The organism is Atlantibacter subterraneus, assembly GCF_007570865.1.
Classification (GTDB): domain Bacteria; phylum Pseudomonadota; class Gammaproteobacteria; order Enterobacterales; family Enterobacteriaceae; genus Atlantibacter; species Atlantibacter subterraneus.
In genome coordinates this window covers 176,829-198,557 of the sequence record NZ_VLPS01000005.1, presented here as the reverse complement: position 1 = coordinate 198,557, position 21,729 = coordinate 176,829, and the positions used below count along the sequence as shown (strand labels likewise).

The window sequence follows — 21,729 nt, the reverse complement described above, 5'->3', positions numbered from 1 at the left end:
CCATGAGCTGTATGGGTTGTAAATTACCCATCAGAGAACTATTATTGAGGCGTCGATACAGACCGGAACCGAGAAATTGGGGTATTGATACCGGAGAATGAATACTCATTCTCACCCAGCCTGAGAGTGGGATAACCAAAGGTGCAGGCCGGAACCATTGAGAGTAATAAGCGATATTACTTTCGCAATAAGGCGCTGATGATCAGCGCCTTTTTTGCTTTCTGAGGGGCAAGTACGTCAGGCCATTTAAGCGAAGATAGCCAATGTAGTTAAACTTAACCGCCTTGCCTCTCGGCATCGTGTCTTTGCCCCACTGATCTACTTCATAGGTAGAGGTTACAAACAGCGTTAACCCGCCAGGACTACCCCTGTCCGGGCGCAGATCAAAAAAGACAGCGTAATCATGGATCGCCGCGTAGTAATACACCTCATTACTGCCCTTATCGAAGTGCGGCACAACGTGGCCGTTTACTAAATGCTCCTGCAAAAGACGTGGAAGGTTCAGACTGCATTGATAGCGGGCTTCACAAAAATAACGGTCGCCAAAAAGAGGCTGACCATCCCCCTTCTTGTCCGTAAAACAATGGTTGGAAAAAACGACGGAAATGTTTACAGCCACGCCGTTGAGCGTCGTCTGGAAGCTAAACGGATGCAGATGCTTTAAATCGTATGTTTTCCCGTTATAGCTCACATCATGCCAGCGGCTTCCACGCACGATACTCCCCTCTAAAAGATGCCAGCACACGCCGATCGTGAGGCAGAACTCTGCGCCACACGACGAACATTTCGCATTCTTTGATAACGTCAAACAAGAGGAGGTTTACATCTGAGATAGCGGGCCACAACATTGATTCATGGCGGGTTAGGTCATAAGAGACATTATCGGAGAATGTCTCGCGGCATTCTCCGACAATGTTGTAGCAAACAGCACTGGTGCTGTTTTAATCATCTGACCAAAAGCAAACCGAACCAGGGAGTGCTTTATTAGCACTGTTTTGCCGAATTAGCTCAGGGCGACTTTGATGCCCAGCGCCAGCAGCATTCCGCCGAGCAGTTTATCGATAATCTTTTGCGCTTTCGCCAGCCCGCGACGGACCGGCGCGCTCTGGATCAGCATCACCAGCGCAGGCCAGTAAAGCACCGATAACCCGACGATAATCCCCGCGTACCACAGCTTTTCCATCATGCCGGAATTCACGTTAAGTACCTGGGTAAACATCGCCAGGAAGAACAGGGTGGCTTTCGGGTTCAGCAGATTACACATATAGCCCTGAATAAACGCCTTCTTCAGCGACGCCCGCTGCGGTTCGGCGCTGGCGACGTCCATCTTGCTGGTGCCGCGTGACAGCAACGCATTCAGGCCGAGCCAGACCAGATACGCTGCGCCAACGTATTTCAGCATCTGGAACAGCCAGGGCGTGGTAGTGATCACCACCGCAATACCGGCCACGCAGTAGGCCATATGGGTCACCACGCCCAGAATCACCCCAAGCGCCGTCATTAGCGCCGCGCTACGCTGATAGATAGCAGCGTTTTTGATAACCAGGAAGAAATCCGGCCCCGGCGAAAGCATCCCGAGGGCAGCGATAGTGGCGACAAACAGCGTAGTTTCAAGCATGGATAAATCTCGTGTACCAATAATTTGTGAACTATAACTTAAACCAATACGTCGAGCACATCGAAGATATAAGGCGTCAAAAACAGGCTTTGAGGAAATTTTAGATAAGCGCTTGTTTTAAAATACGTTGGTAACACCTCTGTCCAGTTGACGACGTGGCGCAGGCAACAGATCGTAAATAATTCATCACTCGCTGCCTGACGCCAGTCGACTAAAGAATGCGCTTTCCGTATAGTGGCGGCAATTTTTTTTACCCGGGAAAATTTCAATGATCAGTCTGATTGCGGCGCTCGCGGTGGATCGCGTTATCGGTATGGAAAATGCCATGCCATGGACGCTCCCCGCCGATCTCGCCTGGTTTAAACGTAACACCCTGAATAAGCCGGTCATTATGGGCCGTTTAACGTGGGAATCTATTGGCCGTCCGCTGCCGGGACGTAAAAATATCGTCGTCAGCAGCAAGCCGGGCACCGACGATCGCGTTGAGTGGGTCACTTCTATTGATGCAGCGCTCAGCGCCTGCGGCGATGCGGAAGAGATCATGGTGATTGGTGGCGGTCGTATTTACGAGCAACTGCTGCCGAAGGCACAGAAACTGTACCTCACCCATATCGATGCCGAAGTGGAAGGGGATACCCATTTCCCGGACTACGAGCCGGACGAATGGCAGTCGGTGTTCAGTGAGTTCCACGACGCGGATGAGAACAACTCTCACAGCTACTGTTTCGAAATTCTCGAGCGTCGTTAATCGCATTCGCCCCTATCGTTGAGATAAGGGCGGACGCGATGGGTCAGGAGGCGACAGCGGTGGCTTCGCCTTCACCCAGATCCAGTTGGCGGTTAGACGGTTGTACAAACCAGGCTTTATCTTCCCAGCGTAAACAGGTTAGCGTGCCGCCCCAGCAGCAACCGGTGTCCAGCGCGTAAATCCCTTCCGGCGTACCTTTCCCTTCCAGCGACGCCCAGTGCCCAAAAGCAATGCTGTACTCGCGTGAAACCGGGCCAGGAATGGCGAACCAGGGTTTTAACGGCGCGGGCGCGCTTTCCGGGTTGTCTTTGCTGAACATATCAAGCTGCCCGTTCGGGAAGCAGTAGCGCATCCGGGTAAACGCGTTGGTGATAAAGCGCAGCCGCGCCAGGCCAGACAGTTCCGTTGACCAGTTGTTCGGCATATCACCATACATCGCGTCCAGAAACAGCGGGTAGCTGTCGCTGGAAAGCACCGCCTCGACGTCGCGGGCGCAGCTTTTGGCAGTAGCCAAATCCCACTGCGGCGTGATACCGGCATGGGCCATCACCAGCCTTTTCTCTTCATCCACCTGCAACAGCGGTTGGCGACGCAGCCAGTTAATCAGCTCGTCAGCGTCAGGCGCCTCCAGCAGCGGGTTCAGACGATCTTTAGGCTTATTGCGGCTGATGCCCGCGTAAACCGCCAGCAGATGGAGATCGTGGTTGCCTAACACCATGCGCACGCTCTCGCCGAGGGAGCGCACCAGACGCAGCACGTCCAGCGAGCCAGGGCCACGGGCGACCAGGTCGCCGGTCAGCCACAGCGTGTCGTTAGCCGGATTGAATTCAATATGCTTTAACAGCGCTTGCAGTTCATCGTAGCAACCATGAACGTCGCCAATCAGGTAAGTTGACATGTTATCAATGAATGAGTGTTGGAACGCATAGACGGAAAACGGGAATGGCGACGCTGAACGTATTACCTTGCTCATCCACCATATGATAATGGCCTTCCATAGTGCCCAGCGGCGTTTCGATTACCGCGCCGCTGGTGTACTGAAACTCGCTGCCTGGCGCGATATGTGGCTGTTCGCCGACCACCCCTTCGCCCTGTACTTCGGTCTCCCGTCCGTTGCCGTTGGTGATTAACCAGTAACGACCTAACAACTGGACAGGCGATCGCCCCAGATTGCGGATGGTCACGGTATAGGCAAACACGAAACGTTCTTCATCAGGAGACGATTGCGATTCGATGTAAACGCTCTGAACCTGCACACAAACACGGGGCGAATCTAACATAGCTTAGCTCTCCTTCGAGGGCGGATTATCAGCTAAATAATTGGCCAACTGGCAATATTGCGCGACCGTAATGTTTTCCGCGCGCAGCGCCGGGTCAATGCCCAGGCTCTCCAGCGCTTCCAGGCTGAATACATTGCCAAGGCTGTTGCGGATGGTTTTACGGCGCTGGTTAAACGCTTCAGTGGTAATACGGCTCAGCAGGCGGATCTCTTTTACCGGATGCGGCAACGTGGTGTAAGGCACCAGGCGCACCACGGCGGAATCCACTTTGGGCGGCGGAGTAAACGCTGTCGGCGGCACTTCCAGCACCGGGATAATCTGGCAGTAGTACTGCGCCATCACGCTTAACCGACCATACGCCTTACTGTTCGGCCCTGCAACCAGACGATTGACCACCTCTTTCTGCAACATAAAGTGCATATCGGCAATCGCATCAGTATAGCTAAAGAGATGGAACATCAGCGGGGTGGAGATGTTGTACGGCAGGTTACCGAACACGCGCAGCGGCTGGCCCAGGGTACGGGACAATTCGCCGAAATCCATGGTCATGGCATCCTGCTGATAAATGGTCAGCTTGGGTGCCAGGAACGGATGGGTTTGCAGGCGGGCGGCCAGATCGCGGTCCAGTTCGATGACCGTCATCTTATCCAGACGTTCGCCTACCGGCTCGGTTAATGCCCCAAGACCCGGGCCGATTTCGACCATCGCCTGGCCTTTTTGCGGATGGATGGCCGAGACGATGCTCTCAATAACAAATTGATCGTTTAGAAAGTTTTGCCCAAAGCGTTTGCGGGCTAAATGACCCTGGTGAACTCGATTATTCATTGATTATTACTGTTAAAAACCATGCTGGTGGCGAGATTAAGCGCCGTGATAAAACTGCCCACGTCGGCAGTCCCCTGGCCGGCCAGTTCAAGTGCGGTGCCGTGGTCGACCGAGGTACGAATAAAAGGTAAACCGAGCGTGATATTCACCGCGCGGCCAAAGCCCTGGTATTTTAGCACGGGCAGGCCCTGATCGTGGTACATCGCAAGCACCGCGTCGGCATGATCGAGATATTTGGGCTGGAAAAGCGTATCCGCTGGCAGCGGCCCGGTCAGATTCATCCCTTTGGCGCGCATTTCGGTCAGTACCGGGATCAGCGTGTCGATCTCTTCAGTGCCCATATGCCCGCCTTCGCCTGCATGAGGGTTCAGGCCGCACACCAGAATATGCGGCTGCGGGATGCCGAATTTGCTCTGCAAGTCGCTGTGCAAAATCGTGATGATTTCACGCAGCAGTTCAGGGGTGATGGCGTCAGCAATCGCGCGCAGCGGCAAATGCGTGGTGGCCAGCGCCACGCGCAGCGTATCGGTGGCTAACATCATTACCACTTTATGGCTGTGGGCGCGCTCTTCGAAAAATTCGGTATGACCGGTAAACGGGATGCCGGCATCGTTAATAATGCCCTTGTGCACCGGGCCGGTGATCAGTGCGGCGAATTCGCCGTTGATGCAGCCGTCGCAGGCGCGAGCTAAGGTCTCCACCACGTAATGGCTGTTCTCCACCTCCAGTTGCCCGGCGACGGACGGCGCGCGCAGTGAAACCGGCAGCACGGTCAAAGACCCTTTTTGCTGAGGGCGCGACGGCGTATTGGGCTGGAAGGGGAGGAGCGTAAGGGGAAGATTAAGCAGGCTGGCACGAGCCTGGAGAAGTTGCGGGTCGGCGCAGACCACCAGTTCGACCGGCCAGTCGCGTTGCGCAAGCATCGCGACCAGTTCCGGACCAATCCCGGCGGGTTCGCCGGGAGTGATTACCACACGCCAGGTGGTGGTCATTAGTTGCTCAGAACTTTGACGTAAGCGCTGGCGCGCTGTTCCTGCATCCAGGTTGCTGCTTCTTCCGAGAACTTACGGTTGAACAGCATCCGGTAAGCACGATCTTTTTGCGCCGCATCGGTCTTATCGACGTTGCGGGTGTCCATCAGTTCAATCAGGTGCCAGCCGAAGGAGGAGTGCACCGGCGCGCTGAGCTGGCCTTTTTGCAGCTTCATCAGCGCATCGCGGAACGCCGGATCGTAAACGTCAGGAGATGACCAGCCCATATCGCCGCCCTGGTTAGCCGAGCCGGGATCCTGGGAGAATTCACGCGCTGCGGCAGCAAAACTGGTTTTCCCGCTCTTAATATCGGCAGCAATCTGTTCCAGCTTCACGCGCGCCTGATCGTCAGTCATGATCGGTGATGGACGCAGCAGGATGTGGCGTGCATGCACTTCGGTCACCGAAATGCTTTGCGACTGGCCGCGCAGATCGTTCACTTTCAAAATGTGGAAACCCACGCCTGAACGGATAGGGCCAACGACATCGCCTTTTTTCGCGGTGCTCAGCGCCTGACCAAAGATAGACGGCAGTTCCTGAATACGGCCCCAGCCCATCTGGCCGCCTTTCAGCGCCTGTTGGTCTGCGGAGTAAGCAATCGCTAATTTACCGAAGTCGCCGCCGTTTTTGGCCTGGTCGACAATTGAGCGTGCCTGGCTTTCCGCTTCACCAACCTGGTCTGCCGTCGGGTTTTCCGGTAACGGGATCAGGATGTGGCTCAGATTCAATTCCGTGCTGGCGTCGTTCTGGCTGCCCACCTGCTGAGCAAGGGATTCGACTTCCTGCGGCAGTATAGTGACGCGACGGCGCACTTCGTTGTTACGCACTTCGGAGATCGTCATCTCTTTACGAATCTGATTCCGGTAAGTGTTGTAGTTGAGACCATCATAGGCCAGACGACTACGCATCTGGTCCATCGTCATATTGTTCTGTTTGGCGATATTGGCGATAGCCTGATCGAGCTGCTCATCGCTAATTTTTACGCCCATTTTCTGGCCCATCTGCAGGATAATTTGGTCCATGATCAGACGTTCAAGAATTTGATGACGCAGGGTTGTATCATCAGGAAGCTGTTGGCCAGCCTGGCCAGCATTGAGCTTCACGGACTGCATCAGACCATCAACGTCACTTTCCAGCACCACGCCGTTATTCACGACGGCGGCGACTTTATCGACAACCTGCGGCGCAGCGAAACTGGTATTCACCACCAGGGTGAGTCCAAGAAGCAGCGTTTTCCAGTTCTTCATACCTTTTCCATTATGATTAATCGCAAAGCGGAGTATACACATCAAGGCTTACAGCGAGCTTTGATACGGCAGAATATTCGAACGCAACATCTGCTGAGTGCCGAGACCGTAGTTCGAGCTCAGGCCACGCAGTTCAACGTTGAAACCAAACACATTGTCGTACTTGCTCTGGTCTTTTTCCCAACCGTTAATTTTCCGCTCATAACCGACGCGGATGGCATAACAGCAGGAGCTATACTGCACGCCGAGCATCTGGTCAGCCGGTTTCTTCGCATTGGTGTCGTAGTAGTACGCGCCCACTACGGACCAGCGATCGACAATCGGCCAACTTGCCGTGGCGCCAACCTGAGAGATGCCGTCTTTATACTGGGTCGCTTCAGAGAACGATGGCAATGTCGCCTGAATATACTCCGGGCTGGCATAGCGATAGTTCAGCTGCAATAAGCGGTCTTCGTCGCGGCGGTATTCAATGGCGCTACTGCCGGTAGCGACATTATCCAGACGGGTGTCGTACTGGACGCCACCGCGCAAGCCCCAACGATCCGAGATGCGCCAGTAGGTATCCGCCGCCCACAGGATAGAGCCGGTTTTCTTATCTTTTTCCCAGTTGATATCTTCATCACCGGTACGGGACTCGGTGAAATAGTAGATTTGACCAACGGAAACGTTAAAACGTTCAATCGCTTCTTGATCATAAATACGCGACGTAACGCCAGTGGTTATCTGGTTCGCTGAGGCGATGCGGTCCAGACCGCCGTATGAGCGATCGCGGAACAGACCTGAGTAATCTGACTGGAGCAATGCAGAATCGTAATTGTTGATACCGCTTTGGTCACGATAGGGCACATACAAGTATTGCGCACGCGGTTCCAGGGTCTGGGTATAGCCTTCAGACCAGTCCAGATCGCGCTCAAAAATCATCTTACCGTCAATTTTAAACTGCGGCAGGGTACGCGTTTCGGAGGATTTCAGCTTCTGGGCACTATTGGAAGCCTGCAGGTTCTGCTTAGAAGGATAGTAAAGCGCCGCATTATTCGCGTAGTTCTGGTAGCGTTCGATATTATCCTGCTGGTAATGCGTCGCCATAAACTTGGCTTCGGTATTGATGCTGATCCAGTCATTCGACAGAGGCAGACTGATGACCGGCTCGATATGCAGACGCGTGGCTTCCGGATAGTTTTCGTTAACGTTAACAAACTTCACCGCCTGAGCGTAAACGCGAGTATCGAACGGGCCAACGTCATTCTGATACCAGTTCACATCCAGTTGAGGTTCCGCGCCATAGGTATTGCCCGATGCGGTGTCGAAAACCTGGAATTTTTTGGTGGAAACCGTAGCGTCAAAGTTCTGGATAGCGTAACCGACGCTGAATTTTTGCGTGGCGTAGCCATCGGTACTGGAACCGTAGGTAGAGCTGAAGTCATTGAAATAATACGGATCGCTGACTTTGGTGAAGTCAACGTTGAAACGCCAAACCTGGTTCATTACCCCGCTGTGGTTCCAGTAATAGAGCCAGCGATGCTCGTCTTTTTCGGCAGGATGCTCGTCCTGAAATTGGTCATCGGAACCCAGATAATCAAACTCCATGATCCCGACGCCCGCCTGAGTCAGATAGCGGAATTCGTTCTGCCACTGGGTACCACGCTTCTCCATATAATTCGGCGTAATGGTAGCGTCAAAGTTAGGCGCAATGTTCCAGTAATAAGGCAGCGAGAACTGTAGGCCGTTGTTGGTACTGTATTTGGCATTTGGGATCAAAAAGCCGGAGCGGCGCTTATCGCCCACCGGGAGCTGCAAATAGGGGCTATAGAAAACTGGCACCGGGCCCAGCTTAAACCGGGCGTTCCAGATCTCTGCGACCTGTTCTTCACGGTCGTGGATCACTTCGCTGCCCACCACGCTCCAGGTATTTGAACCTGGCAGGCAGGAGGTAAAGGTGCCGTTTTCCAGAATGGTATAGCGGTTTTCACCGCGCTGCTTCATCACGTCCGCCGTTCCGCGGCCCTGACGGCCCACCATCTGGTAATCGCCTTCCCAGACGTTGGTGTCTTTGGTGTTCAGGTTCGTCCAGGCTTTTGGCCCTTTGAGGATCACCTGATTATCGTCGTAGTGGACGTTGCCCAGGGCGTCAACGGTGCGTACCGGATCCGGCTGGCCGTCGACCTGTTTTTGATGCAGTTGGACTTCATCCGCCTGCAGGCGGCTGTTGCCCTGTTGGATATCCACGTTACCGCCAAACACGGCGTTGTCCGGATAATCGCCTTTCGCGCTATCGGCATTAATCGTGACTGGCTGGCTGTTCGGTTCCCCTTCCACCAGGGGACGATTGTAGCTGGGCACGCCAAGCATACATTGTGAAGCGAGGTCTGCAGCCATACCGTGTTGGCTATAGAGGGCTGCGCCAATCATGGTGGCCAGCAAGGTGGGAATACGTTTTTTCATACGTGTTATTCGTTGTTCCGTCATCAGTGGCCTGTCCCCGTCATCGTTCAGGATCAAGAATGCATCGCGCGCCTGGTCGCACGTGAGCGTAGATGCAACCTGAAAGAATCAAAAGGGTATAACGCTGGCAAACGGTCAGAGACTAACTGACTCATCACCACAGCGCTAGTGTTAATCCTGCCCGCTTTCGAGCCTGTTTGTTAGGCACGGCTTTGAATGACGGGTATGATAAAGCAAATTATAGGCTATGTCCCGCAGTTGACCGTCGCGTCAACGCCGGGCTAAAAGACCCTGCTAGCGCGTAAAACATGCGTAAATAAGGGAATATCGCCTGTCCAGCAGCCTGACGATTTGGGGAGTCTATGCAGTATTGGGGAAAAATAGTTGGCGTGGCGATGGCCCTGATGATGGGTGGTGGCTTCTGGGGCGTGGTGTTAGGTTTGCTGATTGGTCACTTTTTTGACAAAGCGCGCAGTCGGCGGATGGCGTTTTTTAGCACGCAACAGCAGCGGCAATCGCTGTTTTTCACTACCACATTTGAAGTGATGGGCCATCTCACTAAATCAAAAGGGCGCGTGACGCAGGCCGATATCCATATGGCTTCCCTGTTTATGGATCGCATGGATTTGCATGGCAATTCGCGCATCGCTGCGCAGAACGCGTTTCGCGTAGGCAAGGAGCCGGGTTATCCGCTGCGTGAAAAAATGCGCCAGCTACGCGGTATCTGTTTTGGCCGCTTCGATTTAATTCGGATGTTTCTGGAAATACAGATCCAGACGGCGTTTGCCGACGGGTCATTACATCCCAACGAGCGCGAAGTGCTTTACGTCATTGCCGAAGAGTTGGGGATTTCCCGCAATCAGTTCGACCAGTATTTGCGCATGATGCAGGGCGGGGCGCAGTTTAGCAGCGGCGGCCAGCAGGGACATCAGCAGGGGCCGTGGCAGCAAGCGCCTCAGGGCCCGACGCTGGAAGATGCCTGTAATGTGCTGGGGGTGAAACCAAACGATGAGCCGACCACCATCAAGCGCGCCTATCGCAAGCTGATGAGCGAGCATCACCCGGACAAACTGGTCGCCAAAGGGTTACCGCCGGAAATGATGCAGATGGCCAAGCAAAAAGCGCAGGAAATTCAAAAGGCTTACGATCTGATTAAAACCACCAAAGGGTTTAAATAGGGATCACCGTTGCCTTCAGGCCGAAGGCAACGGCTGTTTTCAGAAATCGACAGGTGCGCGGAAGGTCATCGCACTGCCGAATTTGGGATGGGTGATGGTCAGCGTCTGGGCATGCAGCAGCAGACGCGGTGCCAGCGCTAAGGCTTCCGGCGTAGCGTAGAAGCGATCCCCTAAAATCGGGTGGCCCAGCGCCAGCATATGCACCCGCAGCTGGTGGGAGCGCCCGGTAATCGGCTTCAGCAGCACGCGCGCGGTGTTATCTTCGCCATACTCCAGCACTTCATACTCGGTTTGCGCCGCCTTGCCGGTTTCATAACACACCTTCTGCTTAGGCCGGTTCGGCCAGTCGCAAATCAGCGGTAAATCTACCAGCCCTTTTTCCGGCGGATGGCCCCATACCCGGGCCACATACTGCTTGCTGGGCTCACGCTCGCGAAACTGGCGTTTCAGTTCGCGCTCGGCGGCTTTGGTCAGCGCCACCACGATCACGCCGCTGGTCGCCATATCCAGACGATGCACCGATTCCGCCTGCGGATAATCGCGCTGAATGCGCGTCATCACGCTGTCTTTGTGCTCTTCGAGCCGGCCGGGTACAGAGAGCAGCCCGCTCGGCTTATTAACCACCATGATATGGTCGTCCTGGTACAGGACGACCAGCCAGGGATCGGTTGCAGGATGATAGGCTTCCAGCATAGTGTTTCCCGGTTACTGATGCGTGACGACGATCAGGCGCAGCGCGTCCAGCCGCCAGCTTGCTTCGTTGAGGCTTGCCAGCACCTGTTCACGGTTGCTCTCAATCGCCGCGAGTTCATCGTCGCGGATATTGGGGTTGACCGCTTTCAGCGCTTCCAGACGCGACAGTTCGGCAGACAGCTTCTCATCCGCCTCTTCGCGCGCCGTCTTGATTAACGCCTGCGCCGCGCTTTCGACCTTGCTTTCCGCCAGTTGCAGAATGGCATGTACGTCCTGCTGCACCGCATTCACCAGCTTGCTGCTGGTATGGCGGTTTACCGCGCTGAGTTGACGGTTGAAGCCTTCAAACTCTACCTGGGCCGCCAGGTTAGTGCCATTTTTATCCACCAGCATGCGGATCGGCGTCGGCGGCAGGAAGCGGTTTAGCTGCAACTGCTTGGGCGCTTTGGCCTCCACGACGTAGATCAGCTCAAGCAGCAGCGTGCCCACCGGCAGCGCTTTGTTTTTCAGCAGCGACAGCGCGCAGCTGCCGGTATCGCCGGAGAGGATTAAATCCAGGCCGTTGCGGATCAGCGGGTGTTCCCAGGTAATGAACTGGGCGTCTTCACGGGACAGCGCCACATCGCGGTTAAAAGTGATGGTACAACCGTCCTCCGGCAGACCCGGGAAGTCTGGCACCAGCATATGGTCGGACGGCGTTAGCACGATCATATGCTCGCCGCGATCGTCCTGATTGATGCCGATGATATCAAACAGGTTCATGGCAAAGTTCACCAGACCGGTATCGTTATCCTGTTCGGCGATGGATTCCGCTAACGCCTGCGCCTGCTCCCCGCCGTTGGAGTTGATTTCCAGCAGGCGGTCGCGGCCCTGTTCCAGCTGGGCTTTTAACGCATCATGCTGTTCGCGGCACGACTTGATCAGATCGTCGAAGCCGTCGGTTTCTTCCGGCGCGGCCAGATAGTTGATCAGCTCGTTATACACGCTGTCGTAAATGGTGCGGCCCGTCGGGCAGGTATGTTCGAATGCGTCCAGCCCTTCGTGATACCAGCGCACCAGCACCGACTGGGCGGTTTTTTCCAGCCACGGTACCAGGATCTGGATATCGTGTGCCTGGCCGATACGATCCAGACGGCCAATACGCTGTTCCAGCAGATCCGGGTTGAACGGCAAATCGAACATCACCAGATGGCTGGCGAACTGGAAGTTACGGCCTTCGGAGCCGATTTCAGAACACAGTAGCACCTGCGCGCCGGTATCTTCTTCCGAGAACCACGCCGCCGCGCGGTCGCGCTCAACGATAGACATACCTTCATGGAACACCGCTGCGCGAATGCCTTCACGCTCGCGCAGCACCTGCTCCAGCTGTAACGCCGTGGTGGCTTTGGCGCAGATCACCAGCACTTTCTGCGAACGATGGCTGGTGAGGTAGCCCATCAGCCAGTCAACGCGCGGATCAAAGTTCCACCAGGTGCCGGTATCGCCTTCAAATTCCTGATAAATCTGCTCCGGATAGAGCATGTCGCGGGCGCGCTCTTCGGCAGATTTGCGTGCGCCCATAATCCCGGAGACTTTAATCGCCGTCTGGTACTGGGTCGGCAGCGGCAGTTTAACGGTATGGAGCTCGCGCTTCGGGAAGCCTTTGACGCCGTTACGGGTGTTGCGGAACAGCACGCGGCTGGTGCCGTGGCGATCCAGCAGCATCGAAATCAGCTCCTGGCGCGCGGCTTGCGCGCCGTCGCGGTTACTGTTAGCGGTTTGCAGCAGCGGCTCGATATCCTGCTCGCCAATCAAATCGCTCAGGATATTCAGCTCGTCATTGGAGAGCGGGTTGCCTGCCAGCAGCATGGCAACGGCGTCCGCCACCGGGCGGTAGTTTTGCTGCTCTTCGACAAACTGTTCAAAATCGTGGAAGCGGTTCGGATCCAGCAGGCGCAAACGGGCGAAGTGGCTTTCCAGACCCAGCTGTTCCGGCGTCGCGGTCAACAGCAGCACGCCGGGAACCTGGGCTGCCAGCTGTTCAATCGCCAGATATTCGCGGCTCGGCGCGTCTTCGCTCCATACCAGATGGTGGGCTTCATCCACCACCATCAAATCCCATTCGGCTTCGCACAGGTGCTCAAGACGCTGCTTATTGCGGCGCACAAAATCCAGTGAACAGATCACCAGCTGTTCGGTTTCGAACGGGTTATCGGCGTCGTGTTGGGCTTCGGCGTAGCGATCGTCATCAAACAGCGCGAAACGTAAATTAAAGCGGCGCAGCATCTCGACCAGCCACTGGTGTTGCAGGGTTTCCGGCACCACAATCAGCACGCGTTCCGCCGCGCCTGCCAGCAGCTGCTGATGAATAATCATGCCCGCTTCGATGGTTTTACCCAGACCCACTTCATCAGCCAGCAGCACGCGCGGCGCATGGCGGCGGCCCACGTCATTGGCGATGTGCAGCTGGTGCGGGATCAGGTTGGTGCGCTGGCCGCGCAGCCCGCTCCACGGCATGCGGTACTGCTCGCTCTGGTAGCGGCGCGCGCGAAAGCGTAGGGCGAAGCGATCCATGCGGTCGATTTGCCCGGCGAACAGGCGGTCCTGCGGTTTACTGAACACCAGCTTACTGTCGAGGAACACTTCACGCAGGGTGACGTTTTCCTCCTGGGTATCAAGGCGGGTTCCGGTATAGGCGAGCAGCCCGTTTTCTTCGGCGACATCGTCCACTTTTAACTGCCAGCCGTCGTGGCTGGTAATGGTGTCGCCGGGGTTGAACATCACGCGGGTGATGGGGGAATCATTACGGGCATACAGACGGTTTTCGCCGGTAGCAGGGAAAAGCAAAGTCACCATACGCGCATCCAGCGCTACCACGGTTCCTAGTCCAAGTTCGCTTTCCGTGTCGCTAATCCAACGTTGACCAAGTGTAAAAGGCATATCTGTTCGGCTCTGGTTAATAATTTGCAGGCAATAGTATGACCACCGCGAACAGCTCGCGGTGCAGTAAATTGGGAATCAGAATAGGAAAGGGCGCTATGGTACTGGATGGTAACGCGTTCGTCACCTGTCAAAATAACCCCAGTTGCCCTGTCATCAGTGTAGCAAAATCATCCTTCATGAAAGGTAAAATCCCGTCCGCCACGGGTTGAAGCTGGCGCGTCAGGTAGTGATCGTAATCCAGCGGCGAGCGCTGATAGTCGCGCGGCTCCGGTCCGTTAGTGGTCCAGACGTACTTGATCGTACCACGATTCTGGTACTGGGCAGGCCTGCCCAGCCGGGCGTTTTCTTCATCCGCCAGCCGTGCGGCGCGCACGTGGGGCGGCACGTTGCGCTGGTACTCTTTTAACGGGCGGCGCAGGCGCTTGCGGTAAACCAGCTGGTCGTCCAGCTCGCCGTTCAGCAGTTGCGCAATGGTCTCGCGCACATAATCCTGGTACGGCTCGCGGCGGAAAATTTTTAAATACAGCGCCTGCTGGAAGTTCTGCGCCAGCGGCGTCCAGTCAGTGCGCACGGTTTCCAGCCCTTTGAATACCATGCGCTGTTCGCCGTCTTGCTCAATCAGCCCGGCGTAGCGTTTCTTGCTGCCCATTTCCGCGCCGCGAATTGTAGGCATCAGGAAGCGGTTGAAATGGGTTTCGAACTCCAGCTCCAGCGCGCTCTCCACGTTCAGGGTTTGTTTCAGGTGCTCGCGCCACCACTGGTTAACTTTGGCGACCAGGGCGTTGCCAATTTCACTGGCCTGAGCGTTATCGTAAGGCTTTTTAAGCCAGACAAACGTGGAGTCGGTATCGCCGTAAATCACGTCGTAACCTTCCTCTTCGATTAGCGCTTTGGTCTGACGCATGATGTCGTGGCCGCGCAGCGTAATCGACGATGCCAGACGAGGATCGAAGAACCGGCAGGCGCTGGTGCCAAGCACGCCGTAAAAGGCGTTCATAATGATTTTTAGCGCCTGGGAAAGCGGTTTGTTGCCGTGCTTTTTAGCCTCTTCGCGCCCCAACCAGATTTGCGACACAATACCGGGCAAACAGTGGTTAGTGCGCGAGAAGCGGGCGTTGAGATAACCTTCCACGCTGTGCGCGTCATCAGGCTGCGCCAGGCCTTCTGTCAGACCCACCGGGTCGATTAAAAAGGTGCGGATAATCGACGGATACAGGCTTTTGTAGTCGAGCACCAGCACCGAATCGTACAGCCCGGGGCGCGAATCCATCACATAACCGCCGGGGCTCGCCTGGGGTGGCACATCGCCCAGATTCGGCGCAACAAAACCGGCGCGATGCATGCGGGGAAAATAAAGATGGCTGAATGACGCCACCGACCCGCCGTGACGATCCACCGGCAGCCCGTTGACCGTGGAGCGTTCCAGTAAAAACGGCATAATCTCAGTTTTATGAAAGATGCGCGTCACCAGCTCGCAGTCTTTCAGGTTGTAGGTCGCCAGCGCCGGTTTATCTTCGGCGAAGCGCCGGTCGATTTCTGCCATCCGATCCCAGGGGTTGTCGATGGCTTTCCCTTCGCCCAGCAGTTCCTGAGAGACCGATTCCAGCGAGAAAGAAGAAAAGCTCCAGAACGCCGATTTCAGCGCGTCAATGCCGTCAATCATTAGTCGGCCTGGTGCCTGAGCAAAAAACACACCGGCTTTGAAACCATGCTCGCGCCACTCAATTTCCTGATTATTGCGTCCGAGACGCAGCGGAATACCGTAGCGTTCAGCATGTTTTTGCAGCATTTTTAGATCGAACTGGATCACGTTCCAGCCGATCAACACATCGGGATCAAATTCGGCAAACCAGGCATTGAGCTTTTCCAGCAGTTGCGGACGGCTGGCGACGTATTCGAGTTTAAAATCCAGCCCACTGGCATCGCCGTTTTCCGGCCCGAGCATATACACCGTGCGCTCGCCGCAGCCTTCCAGGCCGATGCAGTAGAGTTCACCGTGGCGGTTAGTTTCGATATCCAGCGACACCCATTTCAGCGCCGGGCGATAAGTTGGATTGGGTTTCATTTTCGCGTCACGCAATCCGCCGCCGCGCATCTCACCGGTCACCCAGACCGGGGCGGTAATAAAACGCTCCATCAGATAGCGTTCGGGCGGGCGCACATCGGCTTCATAGACCGTAACGCCTGCTTCACGTAACAGTTTCTCGCAGCGCATGAGCTGACGATGCTGGCGAAAATAGAGGCCGCATACCGGCTGCTGATGAAAATCACGCAGGGAGAGAGGTTCCAGTCGATAGGTTTCGCCCGCCAGCGCGCTTTCTACGCGGGAGCGTTGGGCTTGTGGGATGAAAGCGACGGATTCCTGCGCAGGCAGCGTCACGCACAGCGGCCCATTGTCGGTCGCCAGCCAGAATGTCACTTCGGTGCCCTGCGGCGTATCCCGCCAGTGTCGGGTCAGAACAAACCCCTGCCGCGTCTCTGCCACGCTATTCTCTCGCTAAAAAACCAGGCCTGATTATAGCCTGGTTTACGCATAGATGCTGGGGTTTTATACAGTGTTAACCGGTTTACTGCCCGTAATACGCTTTCGCGCCATGCTTACGCAGATAGTGTTTATCCAGCAGCGTTTGCTGCATTGGCGGCAGGTCAGGGGTGAGCTGGCGGCAGAAAATGCCCATATAGGCCACTTCTTCCATCACGATGGCGTTATGCACGGCATCCATGGCGTCTTTACCCCAGGCAAACGGACCATGGGAATGCACCAGCACGCCGGGCATCTGTTTGGCTTCAATGCCCAGTTCGCGGAAGGTTTCGACGATCACCGTTCCGGTATCCCACTCATATTCGCCGTTGATTTCGTCATCGGTCATTTTGCGGGTGCAGGGGATTGCGCCGTAGAAATAGTCGGCATGGGTGGTGCCCGTCGCCGGAATGCTTTTCCCGGCCTGCGCCCAGATGGTGGCGTGGCGGGAGTGGGTATGCACAATGCCGCCAATATCAGGGAACTGTTGGTACAGCAGGCGGTGGGTCGGCGTATCGGAAGAGGGTTTCTTGTTACCCTCGACGACTTCACCGGTTTCGATACTGACCACCACCATATCCTCGGCGGTCATCACGGAATAATCTACCCCGGACGGCTTAATGATAAACACGCCCTGCTCGCGGCAGACGGCGCTGACGTTGCCCCAGGTCAGGGTAACCAGATTGTGGGCCGGGAGCGCAAGGTTGGCTTCCAGCACCTGACGTTTCAGATCTTCTAACATCGTTATCCTCCGCTAAAAAAGGGGCCAGCCGCATGGGCTGGCCAAAGGTTCCCCTGTGATTAGCGTTTAAAGCCGTAGTAAACCTCATTCCAGCGCAGCGCATCTTTGAACGCAGGCAGGCGGGTGTCGTTGTCGATAACGGCCAGTTCGATGTCGTTCAGTTCTGCGAACAGGCGCATATCGTCGAGAGTCAACGCGTGGCTGAATACGGTATGGTGCGCGCCGCCCGCCAGGATCCAGGCTTCAGAGGCGGTGGTCAGATCCGGCTGTGCTTTCCACAGCGCGTTGGCCACAGGCAGTTTCGGCAGCGCGTGCGGCGCTTCAACGGTATCCACGCAGTTGACCAGCAGGCGGAAACGATCGCCCAGATCGATCAGGCTGGCATTCAGGCCCGGACCGGTTTTGCTGGAGAAAATCAGGCGCGCCGGATCGTCTTTGCCGCCGATGCCCAGGTATTGCACGTCGAGGATCGGTTTTTCATCGGTGGCGATGGACGGGCATACTTCGAGCATATGGGAACCCAGCACCATGTCGTTGCCGAACTCGAAGTTGTAGGTGTAATCCTCCATAAATGAGGTGCCGCCGTTCAGCCCGCCGGACATCACTTTCATGATGCGCAGCAGCGCCGCGGTTTTCCAGTCGCCTTCGCCCGCAAAGCCGTAACCCTGCTGCATCAGGCGCTGTACCGCCAGGCCCGGCAGTTGTTTCAGGCCATGTAGGTCTTCAAAGGTCGTGGTGAACGCGTGGAAACCGCCCTGCTCAAGGAAGCGTTTCATGCCGAGTTCGATACGCGCCGCATCAATCACATTCTGGCGTTTGTCGCCGTTGACCTGCGCCGCTGGGGTCAGGCGGTAGGTGCTTTCATATTCGTCGACCAGCGCGCTCACGTCGCCGTTGCTGATTTCGTTAACTACCGCCACCAGATCGCCCACGCCCCAGGTATTCACCGAGAAGCCGAATTTGATCTGCGCCGCGACTTTATCGCCGTCGGTCACCGCTACTTCGCGCATGTTATCGCCGAAACGCACCACTTTCAGATGGCGAGTTTCCTGTTTAGAGACCGCCTGGCGCATCCAGGAGCCGATGCGCTGGTGGGCTTGCGGATCTTTCCAGTAGCCGGTCACGACGCTGTGCTGCTGACGCATACGCGCGCCGATAAAGCCGAACTCGCGGCCGCCGTGCGCGGTCTGGTTCAGGTTCATAAAGTCCATATCAATGCTGTCCCACGGGATCTGGGCATTGAACTGGGTATGGAATTGCAGCAGCGGCTTGTTCAGGATGCTCAGGCCGTTAATCCACATTTTGGCTGGCGAGAAGGTGTGCAGCCATACCATCATCCCGGCGCAGTTATCGTGATAGTTAGCGTCGCGGCAGATAGCGGTGATTTCGTCCGGGGAGGTACCGAGCGGTTTCAGCACCAGTTTGCACGGCAGTTTGGCTTCGCTGTTCAGTGAATCCACCACCTGCTGGGCGTGTTGCGTCACCTGGCGCAGCGTTTCCGGGCCATAAAGATGCTGGCTGCCGATTACAAACCATACTTCGTATTTACTAAAGGCTGTCATTGTCTTGTCCTTAAAGCGTCAGGGCTGCACGGTCTGCATCAGAAGGCTGGGCCGTGTCAGAGGGGGAATAGTGAAGCTCGGCGCTCTCGCACCAGCGTTGATAGCGGCGATACAGCTCCTCAAAGCGCGCGGCGGTGGCCGGGTCCGGCTGGAGGGTTTTTTCCATCTCGCTTGCCATAGCCTGCTGCGCCTGCGGGATATCGTCATACACGCCTGCGGCGACGGCGGCGAAAATGGCCGCGCCCAACGCACAGCATTGATCGGAGCCGACAATTTGCAGCGGACGGTTCAGCACATCGCAGCACACTTGCATGATCACCGGGTTTTTACGGGCGATGCCGCCCAGCGCCACGACCTCATTAACCGGAATGCCCTGCTCAGTGAAGCACTCCATAATCGCGCGTGCGCCAAAGGCGGTAGAGGCGATCAGCCCGCCAAACAGCAGCGGTGCGTCGGTGGCGAGATTCACGTCGGTGATCACGCCTTTCAGGCGCTGGTTGGCGAACGGCGTGCGGCGACCGTTGAACCAGTCGAGGATCACCGGTAGATGATCGAGCGACGGCTGTTTCGCCCAGTCAGCGGTGAGGGCAGGCAGCAGTGCTTTTTTGCTTTCGCTGATTTGGGTTTTCAGTTCCGGATGCTGCTCGGCAAGGCGATCCAGCGGCCAGCTCAGCACGCGGCCAAACCAGGCGTACATATCGCCGAATGCCGACTGACCCGCTTCCATACCGACAAAATCGGGTACCACGCTGCCGTCTACCTGTCCGCATATCCCTTTAACGGCGCGGTCGCCAACGGCGTCTTTGTCGGCAATCAGGATGTCGCAGGTGGAGGTGCCGATCACTTTCACCAGCGCGTTTGGCTGAGCATTGGCACCGACCGCGCCCATATGGCAGTCAAACGCGCCGCCGCTGATGGTGACGCTTTCCGGCAGGCCAAGGCGCGCGGCCCAGTCTGCCGTCAGGGTGCCCACCGGCACGTCGGCGGTCCAGGTATCGGTAAACAGCGGCAGTTCAAGATTCTGGCTGATGATTGGATCGAGTTCGTCGAAGAAGCTGGCCGGCGGCAAACCGCCCCAGCTCTCATGCCACAGGGATTTATGGCCTGCGCTACAGCGTCCACGGCGAATAGCCGCCGGGGCGGTGGTGCCGGAAAGCAGCGCCGGGATCCAGTCACACAGTTCAATCCACGAGCTGGCGGCTTTGGCAACGGCGGCGTCCTGACGGGTCACGTGCAGGATTTTTGCCCAGAACCATTCGCTGGAATACACCCCGCCGATGTAGCGGGAGTAATCGATTTTATCCGGCTGGTGGCACAGGCGGGTGATGGCTTCGGCTTCTTCGACCGCCGTGTGATCTTTCCACAGCACGAACATGGCATTCGGGTTATCGGCGAAGCCAGGATTCAGCGCCAGCACATTGCCCTCGGCATCAATCGGCGCGGGCGTGGAGCCCGTGGTATCAACGCCGATACCCACCACCTGTTGGCGTTTATCTGCGCCTAACTGGTCAAGCACGCTTTTAAGCGCGGCTTCCATGGATTCAATGTAATCAAGGGGATGGTGGCGGAATTGGTTACGTGCGGCGTTACAGAACTGCCCGGCCTGCCAGCGCGGATACCATTCCACACTGGTGGCGAGTTCAGCGCCCGAGGTGCAATCAACCGCTAAGGCGCGAACCGAGTCGCTGCCAAAGTCGAGTCCCAGCGCAATGGCCATTTTTTCACTCCATGGATAAATAAACATGCAGTGACATTAGATTTCCGGAGAAAAAAGCGTCAGGTGTATTTGGCTTATCTTATGGATTAAAGTGCTATGCCTTGCTGATTTGTGACCTCACGCAAATAATAGATGTGGACAATTCTGTTGCGGTTATAGACACTTTGGTTATCAAGCGAAAAGCCTGATGTGAGCGGTTATCTTGATGAGTTTTTAGGTTCAAATCCGGTGGTGAAGTGGGTTATTGTGGTTCATGGCTTCGGAAATTCCCAATTTTCAGGAGTGTCGTAAGATATGGACAAATGGTCTCTTCCCACCGATGGTGGAGCACGATTTACTATGGCTGAAACGCAAAACGATCCCCTGTTGCCGGGGTATTCATTTAATGCGCACCTGGTGGCGGGATTGACGCCCATTGACGCCGAGGGCCACCTCGATTTTTTTGTCGATCGTCCACTTGGCATGAAAGGCTACATCCTCAACCTCACCATTCGCGGGGAAGGGGTCGTCAAGAACAACGGTAAGGAGTTCATCTGCAAGCCAGGGGATATGCTGCTGTTCCCGCCGGGTGAAATTCATCACTATGGGCGCAGCCCGCAGGCCAAAGAGTGGTATCACCAGTGGGTATACTTCCGTCCGCGCGCCTACTGGCAGGAGTGGCTCAGTTGGCCGTCAATCTTCGCCCAGACCGGCTATTACCGTCCCGCCGAGGGCGAGCAAGCGGCCTTCTCCACGCTGTTTCAGCAAATTATCGATGCTTCCCAGCGAGAGGGGCGCTACTCGGAGCTGCTGGCGATTAACCTGCTGGAGCAGCTATTTTTACGGCGCGTCGAGGCGATCAGCGAGTCGATGAAAGCGCCGCTCGATAGCCGCGTCCGGGATGCCTGCCAGTACATCAGCGATCATTTAGCCGACAGCCATTTTGATATCGCAGGCGTCGCGCAGCATGTCTGTCTGTCGCAGTCGCGCCTGTCGCACCTGTTCCGCCAGCAGCTTGGCGTCAGCGTTCTGAGCTGGCGCGAGGATCAGCGCATCAGCCAGGCGAAGCTGTTGCTGAGCACCACGCGGATGCCTATCGCCACCGTGGGCCGCAATGTCGGTTTTGAGGATCAGCTCTATTTTTCCCGGGTATTCAAGAAATGCACCGGGGCCAGCCCGAGCGAGTTTCGCGCCGGATGCGAGTCGAGCTAACTTAAACCAAAA

At 56.1% G+C, this 21,729-nt stretch carries 17 protein-coding genes; 3 read left to right on the top strand and 14 right to left on the bottom strand.

Annotation, left to right across the window (positions count from 1 at the left end; translation table 11 throughout):
* Nucleotides 1-202 precede the first annotated feature (202 nt).
* Nucleotides 203-715 carry a hypothetical protein gene (locus FND52_RS10745; protein WP_144130762.1) on the bottom strand — a complete coding sequence of 171 codons (513 nt, stop codon included), beginning with the start codon at nt 713-715 and terminating at the stop codon, nt 203-205.
* 288 nt (nt 716-1,003) lie between these two features.
* Entirely contained in the window at nt 1,004-1,618 is a 615-nt protein-coding gene (locus FND52_RS10740; protein ID WP_144130761.1) for a LysE family transporter, read from the bottom strand.
* A 268-nt stretch (nt 1,619-1,886) separates the two neighbouring features.
* Between FND52_RS10740 and folA the strand changes: the two genes are divergently transcribed.
* The gene (folA, locus tag FND52_RS10735) at nt 1,887-2,366 is read left to right on the top strand and encodes a type 3 dihydrofolate reductase (protein WP_144130760.1); all 480 of its coding nucleotides are present in this window, start codon (nt 1,887-1,889) and stop codon (nt 2,364-2,366) included.
* A gap of 43 nt (nt 2,367-2,409) precedes the next feature.
* Here folA and apaH read toward each other — a convergent pair whose 3' ends face one another.
* Genes apaH through lptD form a run of 6 tightly spaced genes read right to left on the bottom strand, consistent with a single transcriptional unit; the run spans nt 2,410 to nt 9,191 of the window.
* Nucleotides 2,410-3,264, bottom strand: a complete 855-nt coding sequence (gene apaH, locus FND52_RS10730; RefSeq protein ID WP_144130759.1) for a bis(5'-nucleosyl)-tetraphosphatase (symmetrical) ApaH — start codon at nt 3,262-3,264, stop codon at nt 2,410-2,412.
* 4 nt (nt 3,265-3,268) lie between these two features.
* Nucleotides 3,269-3,646, bottom strand: a complete 378-nt coding sequence (gene apaG, locus FND52_RS10725) for a Co2+/Mg2+ efflux protein ApaG (protein WP_125293176.1) — start codon at nt 3,644-3,646, stop codon at nt 3,269-3,271.
* A 3-nt stretch (nt 3,647-3,649) separates the two neighbouring features.
* Nucleotides 3,650-4,471, bottom strand: coding sequence for a 16S rRNA (adenine(1518)-N(6)/adenine(1519)-N(6))-dimethyltransferase RsmA (gene rsmA / locus FND52_RS10720; protein WP_144130758.1), 822 nt, complete (start codon nt 4,469-4,471; stop codon nt 3,650-3,652).
* Complete coding sequence (gene pdxA, locus FND52_RS10715) at nt 4,468-5,463, bottom strand: 4-hydroxythreonine-4-phosphate dehydrogenase PdxA (RefSeq protein ID WP_144130757.1); 996 nt, start codon at nt 5,461-5,463, stop codon at nt 4,468-4,470. Before pdxA ends, rsmA begins: the two co-directional genes overlap by 4 nt.
* Nucleotides 5,463-6,749 carry a peptidylprolyl isomerase SurA gene (gene surA, locus FND52_RS10710; protein ID WP_125293179.1) on the bottom strand — a complete coding sequence of 429 codons (1,287 nt, stop codon included), beginning with the start codon at nt 6,747-6,749 and terminating at the stop codon, nt 5,463-5,465. Before surA ends, pdxA begins: the two co-directional genes overlap by 1 nt.
* Nucleotides 6,750-6,797: 48 nt before the next feature.
* A complete protein-coding gene (gene lptD / locus FND52_RS10705) occupies nt 6,798-9,191 on the bottom strand; it encodes an LPS assembly protein LptD (RefSeq protein WP_144130756.1) in 2,394 nt (797 codons plus the stop codon).
* Between the two features lie 362 nt (nt 9,192-9,553).
* Between lptD and djlA the strand changes: the two genes are divergently transcribed.
* The gene (gene djlA / locus FND52_RS10700; RefSeq protein WP_125293181.1) at nt 9,554-10,369 is read left to right on the top strand and encodes a co-chaperone DjlA; all 816 of its coding nucleotides are present in this window, start codon (nt 9,554-9,556) and stop codon (nt 10,367-10,369) included.
* A gap of 39 nt (nt 10,370-10,408) precedes the next feature.
* On the opposite strand, the gene rluA is transcribed toward djlA, so the two are convergent.
* From rluA to araB, 6 genes are all read right to left on the bottom strand, one after another.
* Nucleotides 10,409-11,062, bottom strand: coding sequence for a bifunctional tRNA pseudouridine(32) synthase/23S rRNA pseudouridine(746) synthase RluA (rluA, locus tag FND52_RS10695; protein ID WP_125293182.1), 654 nt, complete (start codon nt 11,060-11,062; stop codon nt 10,409-10,411).
* A gap of 12 nt (nt 11,063-11,074) precedes the next feature.
* Nucleotides 11,075-13,981, bottom strand: a complete 2,907-nt coding sequence (gene rapA, locus FND52_RS10690) for an RNA polymerase-associated protein RapA (protein WP_125293270.1) — start codon at nt 13,979-13,981, stop codon at nt 11,075-11,077.
* A gap of 130 nt (nt 13,982-14,111) precedes the next feature.
* Nucleotides 14,112-16,469, bottom strand: coding sequence for a DNA polymerase II (polB, locus tag FND52_RS10685; RefSeq protein ID WP_144130755.1), 2,358 nt, complete (start codon nt 16,467-16,469; stop codon nt 14,112-14,114).
* An 82-nt stretch (nt 16,470-16,551) separates the two neighbouring features.
* The gene (gene araD / locus FND52_RS10680; protein ID WP_125293184.1) at nt 16,552-17,247 is read right to left on the bottom strand and encodes an L-ribulose-5-phosphate 4-epimerase; all 696 of its coding nucleotides are present in this window, start codon (nt 17,245-17,247) and stop codon (nt 16,552-16,554) included.
* Between the two features lie 59 nt (nt 17,248-17,306).
* Complete coding sequence (gene araA / locus FND52_RS10675; protein ID WP_144130754.1) at nt 17,307-18,809, bottom strand: L-arabinose isomerase; 1,503 nt, start codon at nt 18,807-18,809, stop codon at nt 17,307-17,309.
* A gap of 10 nt (nt 18,810-18,819) precedes the next feature.
* Nucleotides 18,820-20,526, bottom strand: a complete 1,707-nt coding sequence (gene araB, locus FND52_RS10670; protein WP_144130753.1) for a ribulokinase — start codon at nt 20,524-20,526, stop codon at nt 18,820-18,822.
* 339 nt (nt 20,527-20,865) lie between these two features.
* Here araB and araC point away from each other — a divergent pair, with 339 nt between their 5' ends.
* Nucleotides 20,866-21,717, top strand: a complete 852-nt coding sequence (araC, locus tag FND52_RS10665; protein ID WP_125293187.1) for an arabinose operon transcriptional regulator AraC — start codon at nt 20,866-20,868, stop codon at nt 21,715-21,717.
* Nucleotides 21,718-21,729: the final 12 nt, after the last annotated feature.

Excerpts from the sequence above, each read along its gene's own strand:
- FND52_RS10740 (WP_144130761.1), bottom strand. The coding sequence starts at position 1,618 with ATGCTTGAAACTACGCTGTTTGTCGCCACTATCGCTGCCCTCGGGATG.
- folA (WP_144130760.1), top strand. The coding sequence starts at position 1,887 with ATGATCAGTCTGATTGCGGCGCTCGCGGTGGATCGCGTTATCGGTATG.
- apaH (WP_144130759.1), bottom strand. The coding sequence starts at position 3,264 with ATGTCAACTTACCTGATTGGCGACGTTCATGGTTGCTACGATGAACTG.
- apaG (WP_125293176.1), bottom strand. The coding sequence starts at position 3,646 with ATGTTAGATTCGCCCCGTGTTTGTGTGCAGGTTCAGAGCGTTTACATC.
- rsmA (WP_144130758.1), bottom strand. The coding sequence starts at position 4,471 with ATGAATAATCGAGTTCACCAGGGTCATTTAGCCCGCAAACGCTTTGGG.
- pdxA (WP_144130757.1), bottom strand. The coding sequence starts at position 5,463 with ATGACCACCACCTGGCGTGTGGTAATCACTCCCGGCGAACCCGCCGGG.
- surA (WP_125293179.1), bottom strand. The coding sequence starts at position 6,749 with ATGAAGAACTGGAAAACGCTGCTTCTTGGACTCACCCTGGTGGTGAAT.
- lptD (WP_144130756.1), bottom strand. The coding sequence starts at position 9,191 with ATGAAAAAACGTATTCCCACCTTGCTGGCCACCATGATTGGCGCAGCC.
- djlA (WP_125293181.1), top strand. The coding sequence starts at position 9,554 with ATGCAGTATTGGGGAAAAATAGTTGGCGTGGCGATGGCCCTGATGATG.
- rluA (WP_125293182.1), bottom strand. The coding sequence starts at position 11,062 with ATGCTGGAAGCCTATCATCCTGCAACCGATCCCTGGCTGGTCGTCCTG.
- rapA (WP_125293270.1), bottom strand. The coding sequence starts at position 13,981 with ATGCCTTTTACACTTGGTCAACGTTGGATTAGCGACACGGAAAGCGAA.
- araD (WP_125293184.1), bottom strand. The coding sequence starts at position 17,247 with ATGTTAGAAGATCTGAAACGTCAGGTGCTGGAAGCCAACCTTGCGCTC.
- araA (WP_144130754.1), bottom strand. The coding sequence starts at position 18,809 with ATGACAGCCTTTAGTAAATACGAAGTATGGTTTGTAATCGGCAGCCAG.
- araB (WP_144130753.1), bottom strand. The coding sequence starts at position 20,526 with ATGGCCATTGCGCTGGGACTCGACTTTGGCAGCGACTCGGTTCGCGCC.
- araC (WP_125293187.1), top strand. The coding sequence starts at position 20,866 with ATGGCTGAAACGCAAAACGATCCCCTGTTGCCGGGGTATTCATTTAAT.